Genomic DNA, 22,479 nt, shown 5'->3' with positions numbered 1-22,479 from the left:
CGCGTCGCGCACAGAGATATATCCATCAAGGAAAAGACCATGAGCGATATCCATTCTGGCACCGGCAGTGAGGCTCCTGAAAACATGGTCTCACTTGGCATCGCCGACTGGCTGTGTCTCGCCGCGGCGCCGGCCTTTGCATTGATGGCACTGTTCACCTGCATTCAGGGCGAGTCCTCCGCGCTGTGCATGGGCGCCAGCGCCTCGCCCCTCACCGGCATGCCGGCGATGTATCTGATGATGAGCGCCGTCCATCTGGCGCCCTGGCTGAGGGTGATGTCCGGCCGGCAGGCTCGCCAACAATGAGGCTGGTCAGGCTGAGAGCGCCAGGTGGCTTGGACAAACTCGAACTGGTCGAGGAAGACCATCCCCAGCCAGAGCCGGGTGAAGTGCTGGTCAGGATCCGCGCCTGTTCGTTGAACATGCGTGACGATTTCGCGGTGCAGGGCAAGGTCCCGTTCGCAGATGGCCGCGTTCCACTCTCCGATGGCGCAGGCGAGGTGATTGCGCTCGGCGACGATGTCGATGCGTTCAAGGCTGGAGACAGCGTCATCAGCACTTTCTATCCCTGGTGGCTGGGCGGTGAGATGATGCCGGCCACCCGGCGCGACATACCGGGAGAAAGTTTTGACGGCTTCGCCAGCGAATATGTCTGCATGCCGGCGCACGCCTTCACCAAGGCCCCGGTGGGCTATACGCATGTGGAGGCGGCAACGCTCACCTGTACGGGTGTCACCGCCTGGCGCGGCCTGGTTGTGTGCGGCAAGGTCAAGCCCGGCGACACGGTGCTGCTGCTCGGCACGGGCAGCGTATCGCTGTTTGCGCTGCAGTTCGCCAAAGCCGCCGGCGCCCGGGTCATTGCCACCTCTTCCGACGAGGAGAAGCTGGAAAGGCTCGCGCTCCTCGGGGCTGACGCCGTCATCAACTACAAGGCCGTGCCGGACTGGGGCCGCAAGGCCAGGGATCTGACCGACGGACGCGGCGTCGATCACGTGATCGAGGTTGGCGGGCCCGCCACGCTGGCGCAGTCGATAGCCGCATGCCGGACGGGCGGCCACATCGCCCTGATCGGCGTCCTCACCGGCTTCGCGGCGGAAGTGTCGATTCCGGCCCTGTTTTCGAACCAGATCCGCATCAGCGGCATTTCCATTGGCAGCAGGGCAGACCAGGAGGACATGATCCGAGCGATAGAGGCCAACCGCCTGAAGCCGCTCATCGACCGCCGTTTTTCGCTTGAGGGCATCGCCGCCGCCTTCACGCACTACGAAGCGCAAAAGCATTTCGGCAAGGTCTGCCTCGAACTTTGAGCGCCCCGGACGCGCCCTGCCCGCCGCCAACGCGTCGACCATCCATCAGCAACCGCTAATTGACAGTCCGAAGGAAACGGCGCTGACTGACTGCACAGGTGGATCACGGCAACAGGCGGGCGATATCGACCGCCGCCGTCACCTGGGGAGGATGCCATGCCAACAATCATTGGCCATCACAACATCACGAAAGACAGCAAGCACTGGCTCAGTTCACCCAAGCGCAAGGAGCTTTTCGGCTCCCTCGGGATCACCAACATCCGCACGTTCGTCGATCCGCAGAACCCGAAACAAGTGGCTCTGATGATGGACGTTCCGGACATGGATGCCCTGGCGGCAATGATGCAGAGCCAGGCAGCCGCCGACGCGATGGCCTTCGATGGCGTGGTGCCGGAGTCGCTTGTGATCCTGGTCGAAGCGAAGGGCTAACACCCTGCTTTTCATTCGACCTAATGCAGGTGCCTGAGCTTATCGGGATTGCGCATGACATAGATGGCCGCGATCTTTCCGTCCTCGATGTCGAGTGCGGTCGTCTGCAGTTCGCCATCGGCTTCCAGTGTGACGAAGCCGGGCAATCCGTTGACGAAACCGACACGGACAAGCGTCGAGCCGTTCTTCTGAAGCCAGGCCGCCACACGCTCATATTGCTGCATGACGGCATCGAAGCCCAGCACCACTTCCGTGGCTGCCGGACGCTTTCCGCCGCCGTCGGCATGGGCGCTGACATCGGCCGTCAGCATCGCACCAAGCGCCTTCATGTCGCCGCTGCGCGAGGCCGCGAAAAACGCCTCGGCCAGTTCGAGGCCGCGTTGCTTTTCCACCTTGAAACGCGGTCTCGCCTGGCGGACATGGGTGCGCGCGCGGGCGGCGAGCTGGCGGCAGGCGGCAGGTTCGCGCTGGATGGCGGCGGCGACCTCCTCGAACCCCAGCCCGAACACATCGTGCAGCAGAAACGCCGCCCGCTCGAGCGGAGAAAGGCGTTCCAGCACCAGCATCATCGGCAGGGTGACGTCTTCCACTTCGTCCTCTTCCACGACGGGATCGGGAAGCCAGGGGCCGACATAGGTCTCACGCCGGCGGCGCGCGGATTTGAGCTGGTCGAGACAAAGCCGCGTGACGGTGCGGCGCAGGAATGCCGCGGGCTCACGCACCTCGCTGCGGTCGGCCCGCATCCAGCGGATGAAGGCCTCCTGCACGACATCCTCGGCGTCCGCCACGGAGCCAAGCATGCGGTAGGCGACACGCATCAGCGTCGGACGCAGCGGGTCGAAACCCGCCGCCGCATGCTCGGACCCCGCGTTCGTCATCAGGCGGCCGCCGCCTTGGCCGCGGACCTGATCGCCGCCGGATCAGCCCAGCCGCCGAACCCGACCGCGAGGCGGTTGTAGCCATTGATGACATTGATCATCAGGGTCAGCTTGACTTGCTCCTCCGGCGTGAACTCCGCCGCCAGGGCGTCATAGGCGCTTTCATGCGTATGGCCCTCGCAAATCCGCGTCAGCGCCTCGGTCCAGCCGAGCGCGGCGCGTTCGCGATCGGTATAGCAAGGCGCCTCGCGCCACGCCGACAACAGGTAAATGCGCTGCTCGGTTTCGCCGTCCTCGCGCGCAAACACCGTATGCATGTTGAGGCAATTGGCGCAGCCGTTAATCTGGGATGCACGGATCTTCACAAGCTCGGCCAGGCTGGGTTCGAGGCTCGAGGAAATGGCAAAGGCCGCGCGTTGCCATTCCTTCATCAGCGAAGGGGCGGCGGCGAAGAGATCGAGTTTTGCAGTCATGATTGGCTTCCTTCTGTTGGTGCCGACATCAGGACGAGGCAGGATCCGCCAGTGTGACATGCAGGTTAATTTTCTGGCACGGCCAGATTTTGGTGCGCGTCGTCAGAACGAGCGAGAGGCAACACCACGGTATGCTACGGCTTTCGCGCAAACGGCGCCGCGCAGATTGCTTCATCTCCCGGCCGCCTCGGCCGTAAGCGCCAGCATGACTTCGGCCTCGAAAGCGCCGGGCGCATGGTTAGCCTCGACCAGTTGCCGTTTATCCCATTCACGGGCGATGCGACCTTCCGCCAGAAGCACGGCGCGGTTGCATAGACCGGGAACGGCTTCCACGACATGGGTAGAGATGATGACGGCGTGGCGACCGCTGGCGGCCACGGCGCGGATGATGCGCTTGACCTCCCAGGCGGCGAGCGGATCGAGGCCATTCAGGGATTCGTCGAAGATCAGCAGCGGCGGCGCGCCGAGCAATGCCGCTGCGATGGCAATCTTGGCCCGCGTGCCAAGCGAATACTCCGCAATCGGCCGTTCGATCCAGCGCCTCAGCCCCAGACGCTCGGCGACGTCGACGCAAGGCCAGTCGTCTTCTGCGCAACCGCGGATCGATGCGACGAGCTGGAGATACTGGCGTCCGGTGAGCGCCGTCGGCAGTTCAGGCGGATCGATGGCCAGACCGAAGCCGGCTTTGGCGCGCTTGGGCGCGCTGGCGAGATCGACGCCATCGATCGCCACACTTCCTCCGTCCAGGCGGATCTGACCGGTGATCGCCTTGAGCAAGGTGGACTTGCCGGAACCGTTGGCGCCGAGCAGGCCGAGAATATCGCACCGGTTGAGTGCCACGCCGATGCCGCTGATGACAGAACGGCCGCCATAACCTGCGCTCAGGCCGAGAACGGCGAGAACTTCGGCAAGATCGTCGCTGCTATCCATGGCGATACCTTTGTTGTGCCCTGTGCCACAGCCACAACACCAGTGCGGCAAAGCCGATCAGCACAGTGCGGCCGTATTCGAGCGACTCGTAGCTGGTGTAGGCGATGGCGCTGAGGAAGCTCAGCGCGGCGACGAATGGGGCGGTCATGAAATAGGCGGCAAAGACCGCATAGGCGCCGTTCAGCACGAGAAGCCAGAAACCGCTGGCGAGCGGCATTGCCCAGGCCGAAGGCTCCGCCGCCACCGCAGCGCCAGCCGGCAACAGGAAGAAGGCGACCGACAACTGGAAGGGAAGCCGCGCCAGGCGCAGCCAAGCCTTGGTGAAACCCAGCGGGGCGGTGCGCAGCACGGGCGATCCAAGCGGGTGGAAACGCGCGCTCAGCATGAACACCATGAGGCCGCCGGTCAAACCGGCCATGGCGGCCGGGCCGGCGCTGCGATGGATAAGGCTGGTGGCGGCGGCAAGACCGGCTGCCAGACCGAGCAGGACGACCGCTGCAATCAGACGCCACGACGGCCTCACATGGCCAGCGGGCAACCCCCAGGCCCAGCTGGCGAGCCATGCTGGAGTCGAACGATCGAAGGCGCCGAGCGAGGGGCGGCCTGCGCCCCTTTCGACGGCCAAAGCCGCCGTGCCGACACGGATCCGCCCAGGGTCCCTCCACAGGCGCCAGCCGGCTGCCGTGCCGAAGCCGGCCGCAAACAAGATCGCCGCGCCGAGGGTCCAGACCGGCGCCAGTGGTTTTGCAATTACGGCACAGCCAAGTCCGACCGCTGCCGCGACCGTGACGGCAAGCGGAACACCCAACGCAAAAGCCGCGACGGCGGCCATGCGCCGGAGTTCTCCTGATGACAAAGGCAATGCCTTCAGGAAAGGAGCGAAGGCTCGTGACAGGCAAAGGCCGGCGAGAGCGCTGCCGCTGAGGCCTCCAAGGCCGACAAGTGCTGTCGGCAAGCCAAGCAGCCACAGCGCCTGTGCCCGCCGCAGCGCGGCTGCCGCCGCTTGTAACGCGACAACGATGTCGGCAATGGCATAGGCAAGCAAAGCACTGCCGCCGAGCGCGATCCAGGCAAGGTCGTGGCGGCGCATCGAACGCAAGCCAGCCAGCAACTCGCGCCGGAGCAGGGTCAGGACAAGCCTGTCGTGCCGCATTGTTCCATCCTCGCGATCGCCAGCCAGCTTGGATATCGACATAAGTCGGCGGCGATTGTGCCGCCAGTAGGGCCGCGGCGGTTCAATTTCCGCCACCCCGGAAGGCACCGGCTATGCGGTCTGGCCGGCATCTATGCGGCCGGCACGGCAATCATCGAAATACCCCTGCTGGCGACTCCGCCGCGCCTAGGTGGCGATATCATTGACCGGCAGCAATGGCTTGGGGAGGTCAACCTCCCCAAGCCCGGTGCGCAGCTCGATCTCGATGTCGCGGCAGATTTGTGAGATCGGAACATCGTTGGCGTTGCCCTCGAAAGGGTTGGCGCTGCTCTCGCCGACCTGGTCGAGAGACATGTATGCCCAACCCAGAAGCGTGCTGAACGGGATCGTCAGCCAGATCGCGATCGGGCCGAGCGCGCCGCCCAGTTTGCCCATGTCGGCAAAGACCGGAACCACGCCGAACGGCAACAGCGTGCAGAAGATCATGACGAACATGGAGCTGACGATGGCGTATTGCCGCGGATATGGGTTGTTCTTGATGCGATCGCAGCGCACCTGCTGATCATGGAAGTCGCGGATCAGCTTCGTGAGCTCGACATAGATCTGCGGAGGGATTTTGGCCTCCTTGAACAACCCATTGACCTGGACCGATTGCATTTCAAGCAGGGTTATCGCCGGATGCGGCGACTTCAGGACGTCGTCCGACTGTTCGCCCAGCAGCGCAGGCAGTTCATCGGCAAGCGAGCCTGAATCCTCCTGGATATGGTAGCGCCGCCGGAATTCGACATTGGCGGCCCGCCCCATGGATTCCCATGGCATCGGCCGCCGCAGCGCGAAGCGTAGTGCCGTCAACCAGGCGAGATGGTGGTAGATGAGTTGCCTGGCTGTCGGCACATCGTTGAAGTCCCTGCAGAAATTGGACCACATCCGGCTGCTGGCTGTAATTTGCGCAAAGGCCTGCAGGGCTTCACTGCTGCGGGTGAATACCTGCGAATTCTTGAACCCGGCAACGAGGGACACGGTGGTGCCGAGCACGAGCACCACCGACCATGGCACCGAGAACCCGGCGATGCCCGGAAGACGGTAGGCCGCCACAGCCAGTCCGCTCACCACCATCATGTAGATGACACTGCGCCGCGACCAGAGTGCGAAATCTGTCACCTTGTAGGAACGGCCTACATACATCGGATGCCCCCGAAAGCGTGGACGAAAAGCAAATCAAGTCATCACGCCTAGCATACCGTTTGCTCATCATGAATGGCCGTTCCTGGCATGGACAGAGTCCAACAGGTCACTGAACAAGCCTGCTGTTGCAGGGTCGATATCAAGTCGCCCTCACCGCGCCTTCCCCGCCCCGAACCGCAACCCGTCCATCAGCAGCGACACCAGCCGGCGCGAGCGGTCGCGCCATTCCGGGGTATCGGGGGCCGAGTAGATGCCGGACAGCGCGTGCAGCACATCGGAAGCGTCGACGTCGCCGCGGATGGTGCCGTCGGCCACCGCCGCCTCGACGAGTTGCCGCAGGGCCTGCGACACCCGTCCCGACGTGTCGGAAAACAGCGTCGAATTGGTGGTGAGCAGGATGCGCAGGCTGGTCGCCAGGCCGCGCTTGGTGGCGATATAGTCGACGAAGCGCTGCATCCACTGCTCCAGCGCGACATCGGAGGGATGCTTTCCGGCGAGTTCGCCGGCAGCCGCGCACAACCCTTCCGCCTCGCGCCGGTAGACCACCTCGACCAGATGCTCGCGCGTCGGAAAATGCCGGTAGAGCGTTCCGATGCCGACGCCGGCGCGGCGCGCGATCTCTTCCAGCGATGCGTCGATGCCACGCTCGGCAAAGACGGCGGCCGCCACCTCGACCAGCCGGTCGCGGTTGCGCTGCGCGTCGGCGCGCAGCGGCTTGGTCTCTGCGACCTCTTCAGCGATGGTGGACGGCTCGGCAGCCACTTTTTTTCTCCACGTTGTGTCAGGGGCTTGAACCCGGCCGGGTCAACCCCCACGTAATAAACGGAGGCGCCTCCGCTTTAGTGGAGTGCCTTCATCATATAAGAAGGGGAACCGGTATGTCACGTCTTTCGAACCGCCCCGCCATCTTCTGACGCCCTTGCCCTCGCCTGCCCCGGCACCAAATCATCCCCATCCGCGTCAAGCAACTGGAGCCAGACGCCCATGACCAAAACATCAATTCCCGTCCATCTCGACATCAACGGCCATCGCCACTCCCTGCAACTCGAGCCGCGCGTCACGCTGCTCGATGCCCTGCGCGACCGGCTCGGACTGACCGGCACCAAGAAAGGCTGCGACCACGGCCAGTGCGGTGCCTGCACCGTGCATGTCGACGGTGAGCGCGTGCTCGCCTGCCTGACGCTGGCCGCGCAGGCCGAGGGCCGCACCGTCACCACCATAGAGGGGCTTGCACGGGAGGGTGAACTGCATCCCGTGCAGGCTGCCTTCCTCGAGCAGGACGCCTTCCAGTGCGGCTATTGCACGCCCGGCCAGATCATGTCGGCGGTCGCCTGCATCCGCGAGGGCCATGCCGGCTCCGACGACGAAATCCGCGAATACATGGCCGGCAATCTCTGCCGCTGCGGCGCCTATCCGCACATCGTCGCCGCTGTCCGCCAGGCAGCCCTGGAGGTCGCATCATGAGGGATTTTTCGTACCTGCGCGCCACGTCGGTCGAGGCGGCACGCCAGGCAGCCGCCCTGCCCGGCGCCATGCTGCTTGCCGGCGGCACCACACTCGTCGATCTCGCCAAATGCGGCGTCGCCGAGCCCGACAGCCTGGTCGACATCACCCATCTCAAGGGGCTGGCCACGATCGACGTGAGCGAGCGCGGCGCCACCATCGGCGCACTGGCCAAGATGGGTCATGTCGCCGACCACGCCGACATCAAGCGCCGCTTCCCCGCCGTCTCCGAAGCGCTGTGGCAGGCGGCTTCGGCGCAGATCCGCAACATGGCGACCATCGGCGGCAACCTGATGCAGCGCACGCGCTGTCCCTATTTCCGCGATCCCTCGAATTTCCCTGCCTGCAACAAGCGGGAACCCGGCAGCGGCTGTTCGGCGCTCGGCGGCGTCACAAGAGGACACGCGGTGCTCGGTACCAGCGACGCCTGCATCGCCATGTATCCGGGTGACCTGGCCGTGGCCTTGGTCGCTTTCGACGCGATCGCCCATCTCGGCGAGCGCCGGGTTTCGGTCGACGACTTCTTTCTCTTGCCCGGCACCACGCCCGACAGGGAACACGCGATCGAACCGGGCGAAATGATCACCGCGATCGAGATCCCCGGCTCCGCCGCCGCGCGGCGTTCGACCTATCTGAAGATCCGCGACCGGCAATCCTACGAGTTTGCCGCGGCAAGTGCTGCTGTCGGCATCGAATTCGAGGCCGACGGACGCACCATCCGGGACTTGCGCGTGGCGCTCGGCGGCGTCGCGACCAAACCGTGGCGGGCGCGGGCCGTGGAAGAGGCGCTGAAAGGCAAGGTGCTGGAGCCGGACGCCGTCCGCGCCGCCAGCCTGCTCGCCGTCGAAGGCGCCGTCGACCATGGCGTCAACCACTACAAGATCGAACTGGCGCCGCGCGTCGTCGCCCGCGCCATCCTAAAAATGGGAGAAACGGCATGACCGTTCACAACATGAGACATGGTGATGCGTCCGATGGCGGCGCCGACGCCATTGGCGGCCGGTTGTCGCGCGTCGACGGCCCGGCGAAGATCACGGGCTCGGCGAAATATGCCGTCGAGCAGCAACTCGAAGGGCTCGCTTACGCCGTGCTGGTCGAAAGCACGATTGCATCAGGCAAGGTGCGCTCGATCGATACCGCAGCGGCCGAAGCAGCGCCCGGCATGCTCAAGGTGTTGACGCCGGACACCATCATCAGCCTGAGGACCGCCTCGGACTGGTTCGGCACGCCGCCGCCCGATGCGCCCTATTGCCCGCTGGCGCGCGACATCACCTTCTCGGGCCAGCATGTCGCTGCCGTGGTCGCGGAAACCTTCGAACAGGCGGTCGCCGCCGCGGCACTGGTCAAGGTCAGCTATGACGAGACCCCTTCCATCGTCGACCTCAGCGATGCCAAGGCCGGTGACGGCATTCCGATCGACGCCATGACCAAGGAATGGGGCGACGCCCATGCGGCCTTCGCCTCGGCCTCGGTCAGGATCTGCGCCGCCTACAACACGCCGCGCGAATACCAGGCACCGATGGAGCCGCATGGCCTCATCGCGCACTGGCAAGGCGACAAGCTCACCGTGTGGGAGCCGAGCCAGTGGCTGGACGGCATGGCCCGCACCTATGCCGAATGGTTCGGCGTGCCGTTCGAGAATGTGCGGCTGGTCTCGCCCTATATCGGTGGTGGCTTCGGCTCCAAGGCACTGGCGCTCAGCCATGGCGCGGTGGCAGCGTGTGCAGCGAAAATGCTCGGCCGGCCGGTGAGGCTGGTGATGACCCGGCCACAAACCTTCACCGGCTATGGCGGACGCGCCGCGACACGCCAGACGGTGACGATCGGCGCCGACGCGGACGGAAAAATCCAGTCGATCGTGCATCGCGGCATCAATGAAACGTCGATCGAAGGCATGTGGGTCGAGCCGCTGGGATCGGTCACCTCGATCATGTACGCGACGCCGAATTTCTCGTCGAAGCAGAATGTCGTGCGGGTGAATTCGGTGGTGCCGGGCGCCATGCGCGCGCCGGGCGAAAACCCCTCGGCCTTCGGCATCGAAAGTGCCATCGACGAACTCGCCTACGAGGTCGGCATCGATCCGCTCGAGATCCGCCTGAGAAACTATGCCGAGCAGGATCCGCACGCCAAAAAAGCCTGGTCGACCAGGCAGTTGCGCGAGGCCTTTGCTGCAGGTGCAGAACGCTTCGGCTGGGCCAAGCGCAGGCCCGAACCACGCTCGATGCGTGACGGCAACCAGCTGATCGGCTGGGGTGTCGCCGCCGGCACCTATCCGGTGCGGCGCGCCTATGGCGAGGCGATCGTGCGCATCCTCGCCGATGGCTCGGTCGAGGTCGAAAGCTCCTCGATCGACATGGGCCAGGGCACCTACACGATCCTGGCACAGACCGCCGCCGAGACAGTCGGGGTGCCGGCCGAGAATGTCGTGGTGAAGCTGGGCGACTCCCGCTTCCCCCGCGCCGGCGTCGCCGGCGGGTCGCGGCTCGCCGGCGTCATGACCGGCGCCGTCTACAAGGCGGCAACCGCGGCGCTCGACCAGTTGGTCGGGCTGGCGATCAGCGATCCGCGCTCGCCTTTCCACGCACTGCAGGCCAACACGCTGGTCGTCGCCAACGGCCGTATTTCATCGCCGCGCGGCGACGGTCCCGATCTCTCGATCGCCGAACTGCTGGCGAGCGTCGGCCGCGACCACATCGAGGCCACCGGCGACACCATGCCGGCCAACTCGACGGCGCAGGATCGCTACAAGAACTACACCACCATCGCCATGGCGCTGCCGCACACCGAGGGCGACTATTCCCGCCACAGCTGGTGCGCGCATTTCATCGAGGTGCGCGTCGACGAGGATTTCGGCACGGTGCGCGTGTCCCGCGTGGTATCGGCGCTGGATTCCGGTCGGCTCTACAATCCCAAACTCGCCGAAAGCCAGTGGAAGGGCGGCATCATCATGGGCATCGGCCAGGCGCTGCTCGAAGAAGGCATCATGGACCGCCGCCACGGCCGCATCGTCAACAACAACCTCGCCGACTATCTGGTGCCGACCAATGCCGACATTCCCGATATCGAGGTGATCTCGGTCGGCATCCCCGACCTGCACTCCTCGGTGCTTGGCGGCAAGGGCGTCGGTGAGCTCGCCATTGTCGGCGTCGCACCGGCAATCGCCAACGCGGTCTTCCACGCCACGGGAAAGCGGGTGCGCGACCTGCCGATCACACTGGAGAAACTGATCTAGAAGTGAACCTGCCATCTCCCCTTTGAGGGGGGATGGCCATCACCCCCGCCTCGTCAATCTCCAGCGTCTGCCCCTTCCCTACCACGCCAAGCCGAACACCAGCTTGCCGAAGTGCAGGCCGCCGGCGGCCATGTGGGTGTAGGCTTCGGCCGCTTCGTTCGGTGAAAACACCTTGTCGACAACCGGCTCGATCCCAGCCGCACCGATGGCGCGGGCGGCGTCCTGAAGGTCGGACACCGATCCGGTGTTGTTGCCGACCACCTTCAGCGCCTTGATGATGATCGGCAGCAGATTGACCGTGGCCTCGGCGCCGGTGACGAAGCCGATGGTGAACAGCGTGCCGCCGGGCGCGGTGGCGTTGATGGCGCGGGCGAAGGTGGCGGAGCCGCCGGTCTCGACGACGAGGTCGGCGCCGAGGCCGCCGGTCAGCTCCAGCACCTTGCCGTCCCAGTCGGGCGTCGCGCGGTAGTTGATGAGATGATCGGCACCGAGTGCCTTCGCCCGCTCCAGCTTCTCGTCCGACGACGAGGTGATGATGACGGTGGCGCCGGCGGCTTTCGCAAGCTGCAGGGTGAAGATCGAGACGCCGCCGGTGCCGAGCAGCACGACGACGGAGCCCGGCCCGACATCGGCGGCGCGGATGGCGTTCCAGGCGGTGGTGCCGGCGATTGGCAGTGTCGACGCCGCCTCGAAGGAGAGAGGCGCTGGGACCGGCACGACCGAATTGGCCGGCAGCGCGACATATTCGGCCAGTGACCCCGGCAGCGAGATGCCGCGCATCTGCGTCATCTCGTAAGGCCGCGGCCGGCCACCGATCCAGCGCGGCTTGGCATGGGCGACGACGCGATCACCGACTGCGAATCTCGTAACGCCCTCACCCAGCGCGACGATCTCGCCGGCGCCGTCGGCGACGGGGATGAGCGGAAAGCTCGGTCCGGGATAATTGCCGCTCGCCACCGCGACATCGACGAAATTGAGGCTCGCCGCGCGCTGGCGGATCAGCACCTCGCCACGCTGCGGTTCGGGGGTGGCAATGGTGGCGGCGCGGAAGGCGTCCAGCCTGGGTTGGCTCAGTTCGATGGCTTTCATGGTTTCACTCCGGTGGGACGATTGATGGGTTGAGTGAACCTAGCTGCTGCGCTATCTCTGGATAATCCTTGCCTTTTGCATTTGAGTACTGCGAATCATGCAGCAATCACACGAACTAGCGGCCCTTGCCGAAATGGCGGCCTTCGCGGCCATCGCCGAGGCGCGTTCCTTCACCAGGGCGGCAGCGCGTGTCGGGCGCGACGCGACCATCCTGTCGCGGCGCCTGCAATCGCTGGAGGAGCGGCTGGGCGTCAGGCTGCTCCATCGCACGACGCGCAGCGTGTCGTTGACGGCAGCCGGTGCCGAATTCCTGGTGCGGGTGCGCACCATCCTCGCCTCCGTCGACGAGGCCGAGGCCGCCGCGTCGGCACATGCCGGCGGCGGCCCGCGCGGCCTGCTCAGGCTGGCGCTGCCCGGCACGTTCGGGCGCATGTGGATCGGGCCGCTGCTGCCTCAATTCCTTGCCGAATTTCCCGATGTCCGCATCGAGGCCGAATTCTCCAATCGCTTCGCCGATCTGGTCGCCGAGAATTTCGACGTCGCCGTGCGGCTCGGCGCGCTGGAGGATTCGCGCCTGGTGGCGCGCAAGGTAGCGACGCGGCGCCGCCTGCTCTGCGCCGCCCCCTCCTACCTCGCCCGAAGGGGCAGGCCTCAGACACCGCAGGCGCTGCTCGAACATTCCTGCCTGGGCTTCAGCGGCTTCCAGACCTTTCCGGCCTTGGAGATGATCGACCGCGAGGGCCGGCGCGTGCGCGTCGAGGTTTCCGGACCGTTGGTCTCCGACGATGCCGAGGTGCTGGTCGAGGCCGCCGTGCAAGGCGTCGGCCTGATGATGAGCACCGACTGGCTGGTTGGCCGCGAGCTTGCCGACGGCCGGCTGGTGCCGATCCTGGAGGACTGGACGCTGGCCGACGAAGGCGCGGTCTATGTCGTCACGCCCTCCGCCAAGGGACAAGCCGCCAAGACCCGCGCCTTCGCCGACTGGATCGCCAAGCGCTTCGCGCCGGAGCCGCCCTGGCGGCGGTGAAGCGCCGGTCTCCTCACAAAGGGGGGATTACGCGCTCCTCCGCTACTTCCCCTGCTGCTTCATGAACTGGCTGAGCAGATCCACCGGCAGCGGGAACACCACCGTGGACGAGCGCTCGCCGGCGATGTCGTGCAGGGCCTCGAAATAGCGCAGTTGCATGGCTTGCGGCTCGGCGGCCAGCATCTTGCCCGCCTCGACCAGTTTCGCCGCCGCCTGCTGCTCGCCATCGGCGTTGATCACCTTGGCGCGGCGCAGCCGCTCGGCCTCGGCCTGCTTGGCGATGGCGCGGATCATGCTCTCGTTCAGGTCGACATGCTTGATCTCGACATTGGAGACCTTGATGCCCCAGGCATCGGTGCGCTGGTCGAGGATCTCCTGGATATCGCTGTTGAGCTTGTCGCGCTCGGACAGCATTTCGTCGAGTTCGTGCTTGCCGAGCACCGAACGCAGCGTGGTCTGCGCCAGTTGGTTGGTGGCGGCCATGAAGTCCTCGACCTGGATGATCGCCCGTTCGGCGTCGACGATGCGGAAATAGAGCACCGCGTTGACCTTCACAGAGACGTTGTCGCGCGAAATCACGTCCTGCGGCGGCACATCCTGCACCACCACCCGCAGATCGACCTTGACCATCTGCTGGATGAAGGGGACGAGGATGATGAGACCGGGACCCTTGACCCCGGTGAAGCGGCCGAGCGTGAAGACCACACCGCGCTGATATTCCCTGAGAATGCGAATGGCCGCGGACAGGAACATGACCACCACCAGCGCAAGCAACAGATAGGCCACGTAACCGATGCTCATTTTTTTGCTCCATTCCTTCCGGCGTCGCGCCGCCGCACCGTCAGCACGAGATCGCTGATGTCGGTCACCTCGACGCTGTCGCCGGGTGCGATGGGTTCGTCGGCCTTCGCCCGCCAGCGCTCGCCCTGGGCAAGCACATGGCCCTCGCCGCCCTGCCAGTCGAGAATCTGGGCCGACAGTCCGCGCATGGCCTCACCGCCGACACGCGGCAGGCTCTTGCGCGCCGCCCAGACATAGGTCCCCGTCAGCAGCGCCAGCCCAAGCGTCAGCGCGGCGGCGGGACCGATGACGGCCCATGACACGGCGAAGCCCGGACCTTGGGTCTTGAGCAGCACGGTGGCGCCAAGCAGAAAGGCGGCCACGCCGCCGAGTCCAAGCACCACGGTGGGATTGAACGCCTCGACGACGAGGAAGGCGACGCCGAGCAGCATCAGGGCGAGGCCGGCATAATTGATCGGCAGGAGATTGAGCGCATAGAGCCCAAGCACGAGGCAGATGGTCCCGATGACGCCGGGCGCCACCGCGCCGGGGCTGGTGAACTCGAAGATGATGGCGTAGACGCCGACCAGCATCAGGATGATGGCGACGTTCGGATCGGTGATGACGGAGAGAAGCCGGATGAACCAGCCGGGTTCCAGCGTCTCGACCGGCAGCCCTTTGGTCGCCAGGACCACTTTCCTGCCTGCTACATCGACGGTCCGCCCATCGGCCAGTTGCAACAACTCCGTGGTGTCGTGGGCGACGAAGTCGATCACATGTTCCTGCAGCGCCGCATTGGCCGAAAGGCTCGCCGCTTCGCGCACGGCTTTCTCGCCCCAGTCGCCATTGCGCCCACGCAATTCCGCGAGCGAGCGGATCAAGGCAACCGCGTCATTGGTCACCTTGGCCATCATCGCGTCGCCCGCCGGCCGCCCGGTGGCGTCCTTCTGGTCGCCCTTGTCCTTCTCGCCGCCTGGAAGCGACGGCAGGCCGCCCATCTCGACTGGCGTCGCGGCGCCCAGATTGGTGCCGGGCGCCATTGCCGCGACATGGGTGGCGTAGAGGATATAGGTTCCGGCGCTGGCGGCATGGCCACCGGCCGGCGCGACATAGCCGATGACGGGCACCGGTGAAGCGAGGATATCGGCGATCATCTCGCGCATGGAGGTGACCAGCCCGCCGGGGGTATCGAGCTGAAGGATGAGAACTTCGGCGCCCCGCTTGGCGGCTGCTTCAAGCGCTTCCTCGAGCTGCCTGGTGCTTGCCGGCCCGATGGCGCCGTCAATGGCGACGCTCAGCGCAACCCTCTCGCTCCCGGCCGAAGAGAAGCGAGAAAAGACAGCTGCGGCGACGAAAGCCGCGGCAAGAAGGGCCACCCGCGCGAAGGTCACGCTCAAAGCTCCATGGATTCAATATGGGTTGTATTTTGGCGAAGTCCATGAGGGGAGCTCACGTCGAGGAACGAGGCTGAGCGCGCAATCGCCCTGTCGGGGAGATGGCCGGCAGGCCAGAAGGGCGCAAGAGCAAATACGCGCAGACATGCGCCCGACCTCGCCAGGCCGGCCGGGCTCGTCCGGCAACTGTGGTCTCTGGAAAATCTACTCCGGCGACGGCACCGGCGGCCGCGATGTCAGCGCCGCACCGAAGGCGGCGGCAATCACGGCGGCGATGCCGGCCAGTTGCGGCGCTGTCAGGCTCTCATGCAGGAACAGAAAACCCATCAGCGCGCCCAGCCCCGGCTCCAGGCAGGTCAGCGTGCCGTAGATGCGGGCCGGCATCCTGGTCAGCGCCACCATCTCCAGCCAGAACGGCAGCGCGCTGGAGAACAGCCCGACCAGCAGCGCGCTGGTCAGGATCGATGGCGCGACCAGCGCGGTTCCTGCCTGCGCCACGCCGAAGGGCAGCACCAGGACGGCGGCGATGGCCATGCCGTAGGCGGTGGTGCGCGAGCCGAGTTCGGCGCCCGCCTTCTGGGCGAGCACGATGTAGAGCGCCCAGAAGCCGCCGGCCGCCAGCGCCAGCATCACCCCGGTCGGATCAAGTGGCTGCAGCGAATGAACGAAGGGCGACAACAGCACGATGCCCGCAATGGCGAGCGCGATCCAGGCAAAGTCGCCGGCGCGCCGCGAGGTCAAGGTCGCCACGAGAAGCGGACCGGAAAACTCCAGCGCCACCGCGATGCCGAGCGGAATGGTCGCGAGCGCGGCATAGAACAGAAGGTTGAGCGCGCACAGCGTCACGCCATAGGCGATCAGCCACGGCATGGTGGCGCGCGACGGCCGCATCTGCCACGGCCGCAGCACCGCGATCAGCATCAGCGCGCCGACGACGAGCCTCAGCGTCGTCGTTCCCTGCGCGCCGATCAGCGGGAACAGGCCCTTGGCGAAGGTGGCGCCGATCTGGATCGACACCATGGCGCCCATGAGTGCCGCGATCGGCAAAGGCGCCGCTTCGCGACGGGCAACCGGCGTCGATGTCACTTTGGTCCGTCCTCCCTGCCGCGCGCATTAGGCCGCATTGATGCCGAATACGGGCACCCGGCCCGCCTGTCGTGAGGCAGGGCGGACTGTCGGCTGGGGCAAGGGCCGGCATCAGCGGTTCGAAAGTCAGCCAGGCATCGCTAAGCGGCGGACGCGACCGAACGCTTGAAGACGATGGTGACCCTCGTGCCCTCGCTGGCGCTCGAATTCACCTCGAATTCCGCCTTGGCATTCTCGGTCAGCGAGCGGGCGATCAGCGCGCCGAGCTTGCCGCGCTTGGGCCATGTCTCGCCTTCCGGCAGGCCGATGCCGTCATCGGCGACGACGATGCGGCAGCCATCGCCATCGACGATGCTGTGCAGCGTGATCGTGCCGCCGTCGCGCCCCTGGAAGGCATGCTTGAGCGCATTGGTCAAAAGCTCGTTCACCACCAGCCCGGTCGGCATGGCGACGTTGATCGATACCGGATAGGTGTCGACCTTCATGTCGAGGCGGATGCCCTCGACCGCGTGCGAGTTCATCACCGCCGACGCGATCTGGCTGAGATAGACGCCGAGATCGACTTCATCCTTGTCATCGTCGCCCGACAGCGTCTGGTAGAGGATCGCCAGCGCGTCGACGCGCCCCGCCAGCCTCTCGAAACGCTTCTGGTCCGGCTCGGCCGCGTTGCGGGTTTCGAGGCGGATCAGCGCGGTGATCATCTGCAGATTGTTCTTCACCCGGTGCTGCAGTTCGCGCAACAGCGTGTCCTTCTCGCGGATGCGCTCGTCGATCGAGCGCGCATCCTCCGTCTCGCCATGGGCCGAGACGTCGACCAGCGCCACCAACCGGAAGCAGACCTTGCCATTGTCGTCCTCGATGACGTTGGAATAGACGTCGACGATCGCCGGTTGGTCTTCTGTCCGCTCCAGCCGGAACGTGCCGACGAAATCAGTCTCCTCTACGACCGCCTCGAAGAGCGCCCGATCCTTCTGCTGGTGCAGGCCGGTGCCGGAAAGCGCCGCCCAGTGTTCCCGGGCGAGCTTCGCCGCCTTGAGACCGGACAGTTTCTCGAATTCCGGATTGGCATAGACGACGCGCTCCTTCGAACCCAGGTCCGAAACGGCAATGGCGATCGGTACCTGGTCGAGGAATTTCTTGAACTGTTCGCTTTCCAGCGCGCTGGCAAGGTCCGGCGTTTCGAGCAACTGCTCGACCGCTTCGGCCTTCTGTGTATCGGATGTCATCTGCGGCGCCTGTGCTGTACGTAGGCGCCATCAATATCAGCGATGCGGCCAGCCCGCCATCGCCAAAGCTGGAGGCGGCCTTTCACGCGCCGCGTAGCCGTCTCGAAGTCGAGGCCTCGCGAACCGATCAGGGCACCGCCAGCTTCGACGCCAGCCGCGGGCCGGTCTTGACGTCGATGATCTCCGGCTTCGCACTGTCGACCGTGCCGTCCCAGCCGCCGCCGAGTGCCTTGTTGAGGGCGATGTAATTGGTCGCCAGCAGGACACGGCTTTGCAGCAGCGCGTCCTCCGCCGAATAAAGCGACCGTTGGGCGTCGAGCACATCGAGGAGGCCTGTCTCGCCGGCCTTGTAGAGCGTGCCTTCGAGGCTTGCCGCCTCGCCATAGGATTTCGCCGAAGCGGCAAGCTTGCCGATCCTGATGCGCTCCTGCGCCAACAGCACGAGCGCATTCTCCACATCCTCGAGCGCCGTCAGCACCGACGACCGGTAGGCGATGAAATATTGATCGCGCTGCGCCTTGGCGACCTCGACGGCCGCCTGCAGCTGGCCGGCATTGAACAGCGGCACGCTGAGCGTCGGCCCGAACGACCAGCCGATCGACGAATTCTTGCCGAGATCGCCGAGTTTCAGGGCCGCCGTGCTGATGTCTCCCGTCAGGCTGACCGAGGGATAGCGCGCCGCCTCGGCCTGGCCGATCCTGGCGGTGTATTGCGCGTATTGCCGTTCCGCCATGCGCACGTCGGGGCGCGACAGCAGGATGTCGGCCGGTATCCCGATCGGCATCGGCAGGCGCGGCGTCGGAATCGGCGCGCCGCGCTTCAGCCGCTCGCTGAGCGCGGCCGGCGGGCGGCCCGTCAGCACCGAGATACGATGCACGGCCTCGGCATAGCTTGCTTCCAGCGTCGGAACCGCGGCTTCGGTGCTGCTCGCCTGCCCCATCGCCTTGGCGACATCGGCGGCGGTGGCCGTGCCAGCCAGCGCCATGGTGCGGGTGAGTTCGGCGGTCTGCCTCTGCGATGTGGCCGAGCGCCTGGCGAGCGCGATGCGGGCCTGATAGCCGCGCGCCTGGGCATAATAGGATGCGACATCGCCGACCAGGGTCAGCAGCGTCGAGCGCAGCTCCTCCTCGGAAGCGTCCAGTCCATAGCGTGCGGCCTCGACGCCCCTGTGGTTGGCGCCGAACAGGTCGAGTTCCCAGCTGGCATCGAAGCCGGCCTGGTATTCGCTGTAGATGGCGCTCGAGCCTGACGTCGCCACGGCCGACTTGTTGCGGGTGACCGAGCCGGAGCCGTCCACCGAGGGCAGCAATGTGCCGACGCTCTGGCGATAGCTGGCGCGCGCCTCGCGGATCTTGGCCTTGGCGGTGGCGACGTCGAGATTGCCGGCAACCGCTTCGTCGACAAGCGTGTTCAGCACGGGATCACGCAACCGCTGCCACCATCTCGACAATTGTGCCGGCTGCGCGGGCTTGGCCGGCTTCTGGCCGCTCCAATTTGCCGGCATCGGCAGGATCGGCGTCTGATAATCCGGACCGACGACGCATCCGGCGAGCAAGGCGGCGGAGAGCATAGGCGCAAGGAGGTGCCTCGCGGCCACCGAGCCACGTTCGAAACCTGTCATGTGAAAACCCTTATTGCTGGTTGGCTGTTGCTGGCGTCTCGCCCGTATCCTGCCCAGTATCCAGTTTCGCCGCCTTGCCCTTGAAGATGCGGCGCACCGTGACGAACAGCAGCGGCACCAGGAACACGCCGATCACGGTTGCCGCGATCATGCCGCCCATCACGCCGATGCCGACGGAGTTCTGCGCGCCCGAACCCGCGCCGCTGGCGATCGCCAGCGGCGTCACGCCGAGGATGAAGGCCAGTGATGTCATCAGGATCGGCCGAAGCCTTTGTCGCGCCGCCTCCAGCGTCGCCTCGACAAGACCCATGCCTGCCGCCTGCCGCTCGATGGCGAACTCGACGATGAGGATGGCGTTCTTGGCCGCGAGACCGATCGTGGTCAGCAGCCCGACCTTGAAATAGACGTCGTTGGTCTGGCCGAACAGGCTTGCCGCCAGCAGCGCGCCGAAGATGCCGATCGGCACCGCGAGCATGACCGCGAACGGGATCGACCAGCTTTCATAGAGTGCTGCCAGGCACAGGAACACGACCAGCGCCGAGATCGCGTAGAGCGACAGCGCCTGGTTGCCGGAAAGGCGCTCCTGGTGCGACAGCCCGGTCCATTCGTGGGAATAGCCGACGGGCAGCTGCGCCACCAGCCTGTCGATCTCGTCCATCGCGGCACCCGAGCTGATGCCGGTGGCCGCCGCGCCCTGGATCTCGACCGCCGCCGAACCATTGTAGCGCTCAAGCCTGGGTGAGCCGAATGTCCAGTGGCTGGAGGCGAAGGCCGAGAACGGCACCATGGCGCCGCTGGCATTGCGGACCTGCCATTTGTCCAGGTCTTCCGGCTGCATGCGGAAGTTCGCGTCCGCCTGCAGATACACCGGCTTCACCCGGCCGCGATCGATGAAGTCGTTGACATAATCGCTGCCCCAGGCGGTCGAGAGCGTGTTGTTGATGTCGGCGAGGCTGACGCCCAGCGCGCTGGCCTTTTCCTGGTCGATGTCGATCGAGAATTGCGGCTGGTCTTCCTGGCCGTTGGGCCTTGTGTTGGCGAGCACCTTGCTCTGCGCCGCGAGGCCCAAAAGCTGGTTGCGCGTCTGGATCAGCGCATCATGGCCGGCGCCATTGATGTCCTGCAGGTAGAAATCGAAGCCGTTGGTGTTGCCGAAGCCCTGGATCGCGGGAGGCGCAAGCGCGAAGACCTGCGCATCCCTGATCTTGGAGAACGCCCCCATGGCGCGGCCGGCAACCGCTTGCGCCGCCAGGGCCGGCGATTTGCGTTTGGCGAAATCCTTCAACGGCACGAACGCAATACCGACATTCTGCCCGGCGCCGCCGAAGCCGAAGCCGGAGGCGGTGAAGACCCCTTCGACGGCGTCCTTTTCGTCCTTGAGATAGTGGTCGGTCACTTGCGCCAGCACCCGCTCGGTGCGGTCCTGCGTCGCGCCGACCGGTAGCGACACGCTGGTGATCAGGATGCCCTGATCCTCTTCCGGCAGGAAGGAACTCGGCAGCCGGGCAAACATCCAGCCCATGGCAATGACGATGGCCAGGAAGACGGCGAGGAAGCGCCACGACCGGTTGATGATGCCGTGCGAACCGTCGCGGTAGGCGGTGGTGCCGCGGTCGAAGACACGGTTGAACCAGCCGAACGGACCCGTCTGCGTCGCATGGTCCTTGGCTGGCCGCAGGATGGTGGCGCAAAGTGCGGGCGTCAGCACCAGCGCGACGAGCACCGACAGCACCATCGCCGAGACGATGGTCACCGAGAATTGCCGGTAGATGATGCCGGTCGAACCGCCGAAGAAAGCCATCGGCACGAACACCGCCGAAAGCACGGTGGCGATGCCGACCAGCGCACCGGTGATTTCGGTCATCGATTTGCGCGTCGCCTCTTTCGGCGACAGCTTTTCCTCCTGCATCACGCGCTCGACATTCTCGACGACGACGATGGCGTCGTCGACGAGCAGGCCGATGGCCAGCACCATGGCGAACATGGTCAGTGTGTTCACGGAATAGCCGAACAGCGACAGCACACCGAACGTGCCGAGCAGCACCACCGGCACGGCAATCGTCGGGATCATCGTGGCGCGCAGGTTCTGCAGGAAGATGAACATCACCAGGAACACCAGCACGATCGCTTCGGCCAGCGTCTTGACCACCTCCTCGATCGACAGCCGCACGAAGGGCGAGGTGTCGTAGGGGTAGACGACCTCGACCCCTTGCGGGAAGGTCGAGCTCAGGCGGTTGATCGTCGTGCGCACCGCCTCGGCGGTGCTGATGGCGTTGGCGCCGGTCGCCAGGTTGACGGCGACGCCGGCAGCCGGCTGGCCGTTGTATCTGGCGGCCGTCGTATAGCTTTCGGCGCCGAGCTCTACGGTGGCGACGTCGTTGAGGCGCACCAGCGAGCCGTCCGTCGTGCTCTTCAGGATGATGTTGCGGAACTGTTCGGCGGTCTGCAGCCGGCTCTTGGCCGTCACCGTTGCATTGAGCTGCTGGCCCTTGCGTTGCGGCATGCCGCCGAGCTGGCCGGCCGAAACCTGCGTGTTCTGCGCCTCAATCGCGGCAGCCACGTCGCTCGGCATCAGGGCATATTTGGCGAGCTTGTCCGGATCGAGCCAGACACGCATGGCATAGCTGGAGCCGAACAGCTGCGTCGAGCCGACACCTTCGACGCGCTTCAGCGTGTCGTTGATGGTGCTGTCGACATAGTCGGCAAGATCGCTCGAGTTCATCTTGCCGTCGCTGGAGACGAAGCCGATGACCATCAGGAAGCCGGTCGAGGATTTGGAGACGGTGATGCCGTTGCTCTGCACCACCTGCGGCAGTTGCGACTGCACCAGCTGCAGCTTGTTCTGCGTCTGCACCTGGGCGGTGTCGGGATCGGCTGCGGTGGTAAAGGTCAGCGTGATCGAAGCCGAACCGGTCGAGGTCGAGGTCGCCGTCATATAGTCGAGATTGTCGATGCCGGTCATGCCTTGTTCGATGACCTTGGTGACCGAGTTCTCGACTGTCTGTGCATCGGCGCCGGGATAGGTCGCGCTGATGTTGACCGTGGTCGGCGCAATCTGCGGATACTGCGAAATCGGCAGCGTGTTGAGAGCCAAAAGGCCGCCCAGCATGATCACGATGGCGATCACCCAGGCGAAGATTGGCCGGTTGATGAAGAATGCGGACAT

At 65.5% G+C, this 22,479-nt stretch carries 20 protein-coding genes; 7 read left to right on the top strand and 13 right to left on the bottom strand.

What is annotated here, in order from left to right:
- The first annotated feature begins 39 nt into the window (after positions 1–39).
- The 3 genes from AC1RZR_RS15645 (at position 40) to AC1RZR_RS15635 (ending at position 1,736) form a co-directional block, all read left to right on the top strand.
- Entirely contained in the window at positions 40–306 is a 267-nt protein-coding gene (locus tag AC1RZR_RS15645; RefSeq protein ID WP_481828873.1) for a hypothetical protein, read from the top strand.
- Complete coding sequence (locus AC1RZR_RS15640; protein ID WP_481828872.1) at positions 303–1,307, top strand: zinc-dependent alcohol dehydrogenase family protein; 1,005 nt, start codon at positions 303–305, stop codon at positions 1,305–1,307. Before AC1RZR_RS15645 ends, AC1RZR_RS15640 begins: the two co-directional genes overlap by 4 nt.
- A gap of 156 nt (positions 1,308–1,463) precedes the next feature.
- Entirely contained in the window at positions 1,464–1,736 is a 273-nt protein-coding gene (locus AC1RZR_RS15635) for a hypothetical protein (RefSeq protein WP_379099301.1), read from the top strand.
- Positions 1,737–1,756: 20 nt separating this feature from the next.
- On the opposite strand, the gene AC1RZR_RS15630 is transcribed toward AC1RZR_RS15635, so the two are convergent.
- The 6 genes from AC1RZR_RS15630 to AC1RZR_RS15605 form a co-directional block, all read right to left on the bottom strand.
- Positions 1,757–2,614, bottom strand: a complete 858-nt coding sequence (locus AC1RZR_RS15630) for a sigma-70 family RNA polymerase sigma factor (protein ID WP_481828871.1) — start codon at positions 2,612–2,614, stop codon at positions 1,757–1,759.
- A complete protein-coding gene (locus AC1RZR_RS15625) occupies positions 2,614–3,087 on the bottom strand; it encodes a carboxymuconolactone decarboxylase family protein (RefSeq protein WP_481828870.1) in 474 nt (157 codons plus the stop codon). Before AC1RZR_RS15625 ends, AC1RZR_RS15630 begins: the two co-directional genes overlap by 1 nt.
- Before the next feature lie 171 nt (positions 3,088–3,258).
- Positions 3,259–4,017: an ATP-binding cassette domain-containing protein gene (locus AC1RZR_RS15620; RefSeq protein ID WP_481828869.1), complete on the bottom strand. Its 759-nt coding sequence runs from the start codon at positions 4,015–4,017 to the stop codon at positions 3,259–3,261.
- Positions 4,010–5,170 carry a hypothetical protein gene (locus tag AC1RZR_RS15615; RefSeq protein WP_481828868.1) on the bottom strand — a complete coding sequence of 387 codons (1,161 nt, stop codon included), beginning with the start codon at positions 5,168–5,170 and terminating at the stop codon, positions 4,010–4,012. Before AC1RZR_RS15615 ends, AC1RZR_RS15620 begins: the two co-directional genes overlap by 8 nt.
- A 186-nt stretch (positions 5,171–5,356) precedes the next feature.
- Positions 5,357–6,355, bottom strand: coding sequence for a bestrophin family protein (locus AC1RZR_RS15610; RefSeq protein ID WP_481828867.1), 999 nt, complete (start codon positions 6,353–6,355; stop codon positions 5,357–5,359).
- A 150-nt stretch (positions 6,356–6,505) separates the two neighbouring features.
- The gene (locus tag AC1RZR_RS15605; protein ID WP_477278514.1) at positions 6,506–7,117 is read right to left on the bottom strand and encodes a TetR/AcrR family transcriptional regulator; all 612 of its coding nucleotides are present in this window, start codon (positions 7,115–7,117) and stop codon (positions 6,506–6,508) included.
- A 222-nt stretch (positions 7,118–7,339) separates the two neighbouring features.
- On the opposite strand from AC1RZR_RS15605, the gene AC1RZR_RS15600 reads away from it, so the two are divergent.
- The 3 genes from AC1RZR_RS15600 to AC1RZR_RS15590 are packed head-to-tail and all read left to right on the top strand — an operon-like array spanning position 7,340 to position 11,090.
- Entirely contained in the window at positions 7,340–7,819 is a 480-nt protein-coding gene (locus tag AC1RZR_RS15600) for a (2Fe-2S)-binding protein (protein ID WP_481828866.1), read from the top strand.
- On the top strand, positions 7,816–8,799 hold the full coding sequence (locus AC1RZR_RS15595; RefSeq protein ID WP_481828865.1) for an FAD binding domain-containing protein: 984 nt from the start codon (positions 7,816–7,818) through the stop codon (positions 8,797–8,799). Before AC1RZR_RS15600 ends, AC1RZR_RS15595 begins: the two co-directional genes overlap by 4 nt.
- Positions 8,796–11,090, top strand: coding sequence for a xanthine dehydrogenase family protein molybdopterin-binding subunit (locus AC1RZR_RS15590; RefSeq protein ID WP_481828864.1), 2,295 nt, complete (start codon positions 8,796–8,798; stop codon positions 11,088–11,090). Before AC1RZR_RS15595 ends, AC1RZR_RS15590 begins: the two co-directional genes overlap by 4 nt.
- Before the next feature lie 78 nt (positions 11,091–11,168).
- On the opposite strand, the gene AC1RZR_RS15585 is transcribed toward AC1RZR_RS15590, so the two are convergent.
- Positions 11,169–12,179: a zinc-dependent alcohol dehydrogenase family protein gene (locus AC1RZR_RS15585; protein WP_481828863.1), complete on the bottom strand. Its 1,011-nt coding sequence runs from the start codon at positions 12,177–12,179 to the stop codon at positions 11,169–11,171.
- Positions 12,180–12,276: 97 nt separating this feature from the next.
- On the opposite strand from AC1RZR_RS15585, the gene AC1RZR_RS15580 reads away from it, so the two are divergent.
- On the top strand, positions 12,277–13,206 hold the full coding sequence (locus AC1RZR_RS15580) for a LysR family transcriptional regulator (protein WP_481828862.1): 930 nt from the start codon (positions 12,277–12,279) through the stop codon (positions 13,204–13,206).
- Between the two features lie 42 nt (positions 13,207–13,248).
- On the opposite strand, the gene AC1RZR_RS15575 is transcribed toward AC1RZR_RS15580, so the two are convergent.
- From AC1RZR_RS15575 to AC1RZR_RS15550, 6 genes are all read right to left on the bottom strand, one after another.
- On the bottom strand, positions 13,249–14,007 hold the full coding sequence (locus AC1RZR_RS15575) for a slipin family protein (protein ID WP_481828861.1): 759 nt from the start codon (positions 14,005–14,007) through the stop codon (positions 13,249–13,251).
- A complete protein-coding gene (locus AC1RZR_RS15570; RefSeq protein ID WP_481828860.1) occupies positions 14,004–15,377 on the bottom strand; it encodes an NfeD family protein in 1,374 nt (457 codons plus the stop codon). Before AC1RZR_RS15570 ends, AC1RZR_RS15575 begins: the two co-directional genes overlap by 4 nt.
- 207 nt (positions 15,378–15,584) lie before the next feature.
- Entirely contained in the window at positions 15,585–16,466 is an 882-nt protein-coding gene (locus tag AC1RZR_RS15565) for an EamA family transporter (protein WP_481828859.1), read from the bottom strand.
- A gap of 140 nt (positions 16,467–16,606) precedes the next feature.
- Positions 16,607–17,692 carry a sensor histidine kinase gene (locus tag AC1RZR_RS15560; protein WP_477278505.1) on the bottom strand — a complete coding sequence of 362 codons (1,086 nt, stop codon included), beginning with the start codon at positions 17,690–17,692 and terminating at the stop codon, positions 16,607–16,609.
- Between the two features lie 127 nt (positions 17,693–17,819).
- Complete coding sequence (locus tag AC1RZR_RS15555) at positions 17,820–19,313, bottom strand: efflux transporter outer membrane subunit (RefSeq protein WP_481828858.1); 1,494 nt, start codon at positions 19,311–19,313, stop codon at positions 17,820–17,822.
- Positions 19,314–19,323: 10 nt separating this feature from the next.
- Positions 19,324–22,479: an efflux RND transporter permease subunit gene (locus AC1RZR_RS15550; protein WP_481828857.1), complete on the bottom strand. Its 3,156-nt coding sequence runs from the start codon at positions 22,477–22,479 to the stop codon at positions 19,324–19,326.

This window comes from Mesorhizobium bavaricum, assembly GCF_056781655.1.
This window is presented reverse-complemented; position numbering and strand designations above follow the sequence as displayed.

Excerpts from the sequence above, each read along its gene's own strand:
- AC1RZR_RS15645 (WP_481828873.1), top strand. The coding sequence starts at position 40 with ATGAGCGATATCCATTCTGGCACCGGCAGTGAGGCTCCTGAAAACATG.
- AC1RZR_RS15640 (WP_481828872.1), top strand. The coding sequence starts at position 303 with ATGAGGCTGGTCAGGCTGAGAGCGCCAGGTGGCTTGGACAAACTCGAA.
- AC1RZR_RS15635 (WP_379099301.1), top strand. The coding sequence starts at position 1,464 with ATGCCAACAATCATTGGCCATCACAACATCACGAAAGACAGCAAGCAC.
- AC1RZR_RS15630 (WP_481828871.1), bottom strand. The coding sequence starts at position 2,614 with ATGACGAACGCGGGGTCCGAGCATGCGGCGGCGGGTTTCGACCCGCTG.
- AC1RZR_RS15625 (WP_481828870.1), bottom strand. The coding sequence starts at position 3,087 with ATGACTGCAAAACTCGATCTCTTCGCCGCCGCCCCTTCGCTGATGAAG.
- AC1RZR_RS15620 (WP_481828869.1), bottom strand. The coding sequence starts at position 4,017 with ATGGATAGCAGCGACGATCTTGCCGAAGTTCTCGCCGTTCTCGGCCTG.
- AC1RZR_RS15615 (WP_481828868.1), bottom strand. The coding sequence starts at position 5,170 with ATGCGGCACGACAGGCTTGTCCTGACCCTGCTCCGGCGCGAGTTGCTG.
- AC1RZR_RS15610 (WP_481828867.1), bottom strand. The coding sequence starts at position 6,355 with ATGTATGTAGGCCGTTCCTACAAGGTGACAGATTTCGCACTCTGGTCG.
- AC1RZR_RS15600 (WP_481828866.1), top strand. The coding sequence starts at position 7,340 with ATGACCAAAACATCAATTCCCGTCCATCTCGACATCAACGGCCATCGC.
- AC1RZR_RS15595 (WP_481828865.1), top strand. The coding sequence starts at position 7,816 with ATGAGGGATTTTTCGTACCTGCGCGCCACGTCGGTCGAGGCGGCACGC.
- AC1RZR_RS15590 (WP_481828864.1), top strand. The coding sequence starts at position 8,796 with ATGACCGTTCACAACATGAGACATGGTGATGCGTCCGATGGCGGCGCC.
- AC1RZR_RS15585 (WP_481828863.1), bottom strand. The coding sequence starts at position 12,179 with ATGAAAGCCATCGAACTGAGCCAACCCAGGCTGGACGCCTTCCGCGCC.
- AC1RZR_RS15580 (WP_481828862.1), top strand. The coding sequence starts at position 12,277 with ATGCAGCAATCACACGAACTAGCGGCCCTTGCCGAAATGGCGGCCTTC.
- AC1RZR_RS15575 (WP_481828861.1), bottom strand. The coding sequence starts at position 14,007 with ATGAGCATCGGTTACGTGGCCTATCTGTTGCTTGCGCTGGTGGTGGTC.
- AC1RZR_RS15560 (WP_477278505.1), bottom strand. The coding sequence starts at position 17,692 with ATGACATCCGATACACAGAAGGCCGAAGCGGTCGAGCAGTTGCTCGAA.
- AC1RZR_RS15555 (WP_481828858.1), bottom strand. The coding sequence starts at position 19,313 with ATGACAGGTTTCGAACGTGGCTCGGTGGCCGCGAGGCACCTCCTTGCG.
- AC1RZR_RS15550 (WP_481828857.1), bottom strand. The coding sequence starts at position 22,479 with ATGTCCGCATTCTTCATCAACCGGCCAATCTTCGCCTGGGTGATCGCC.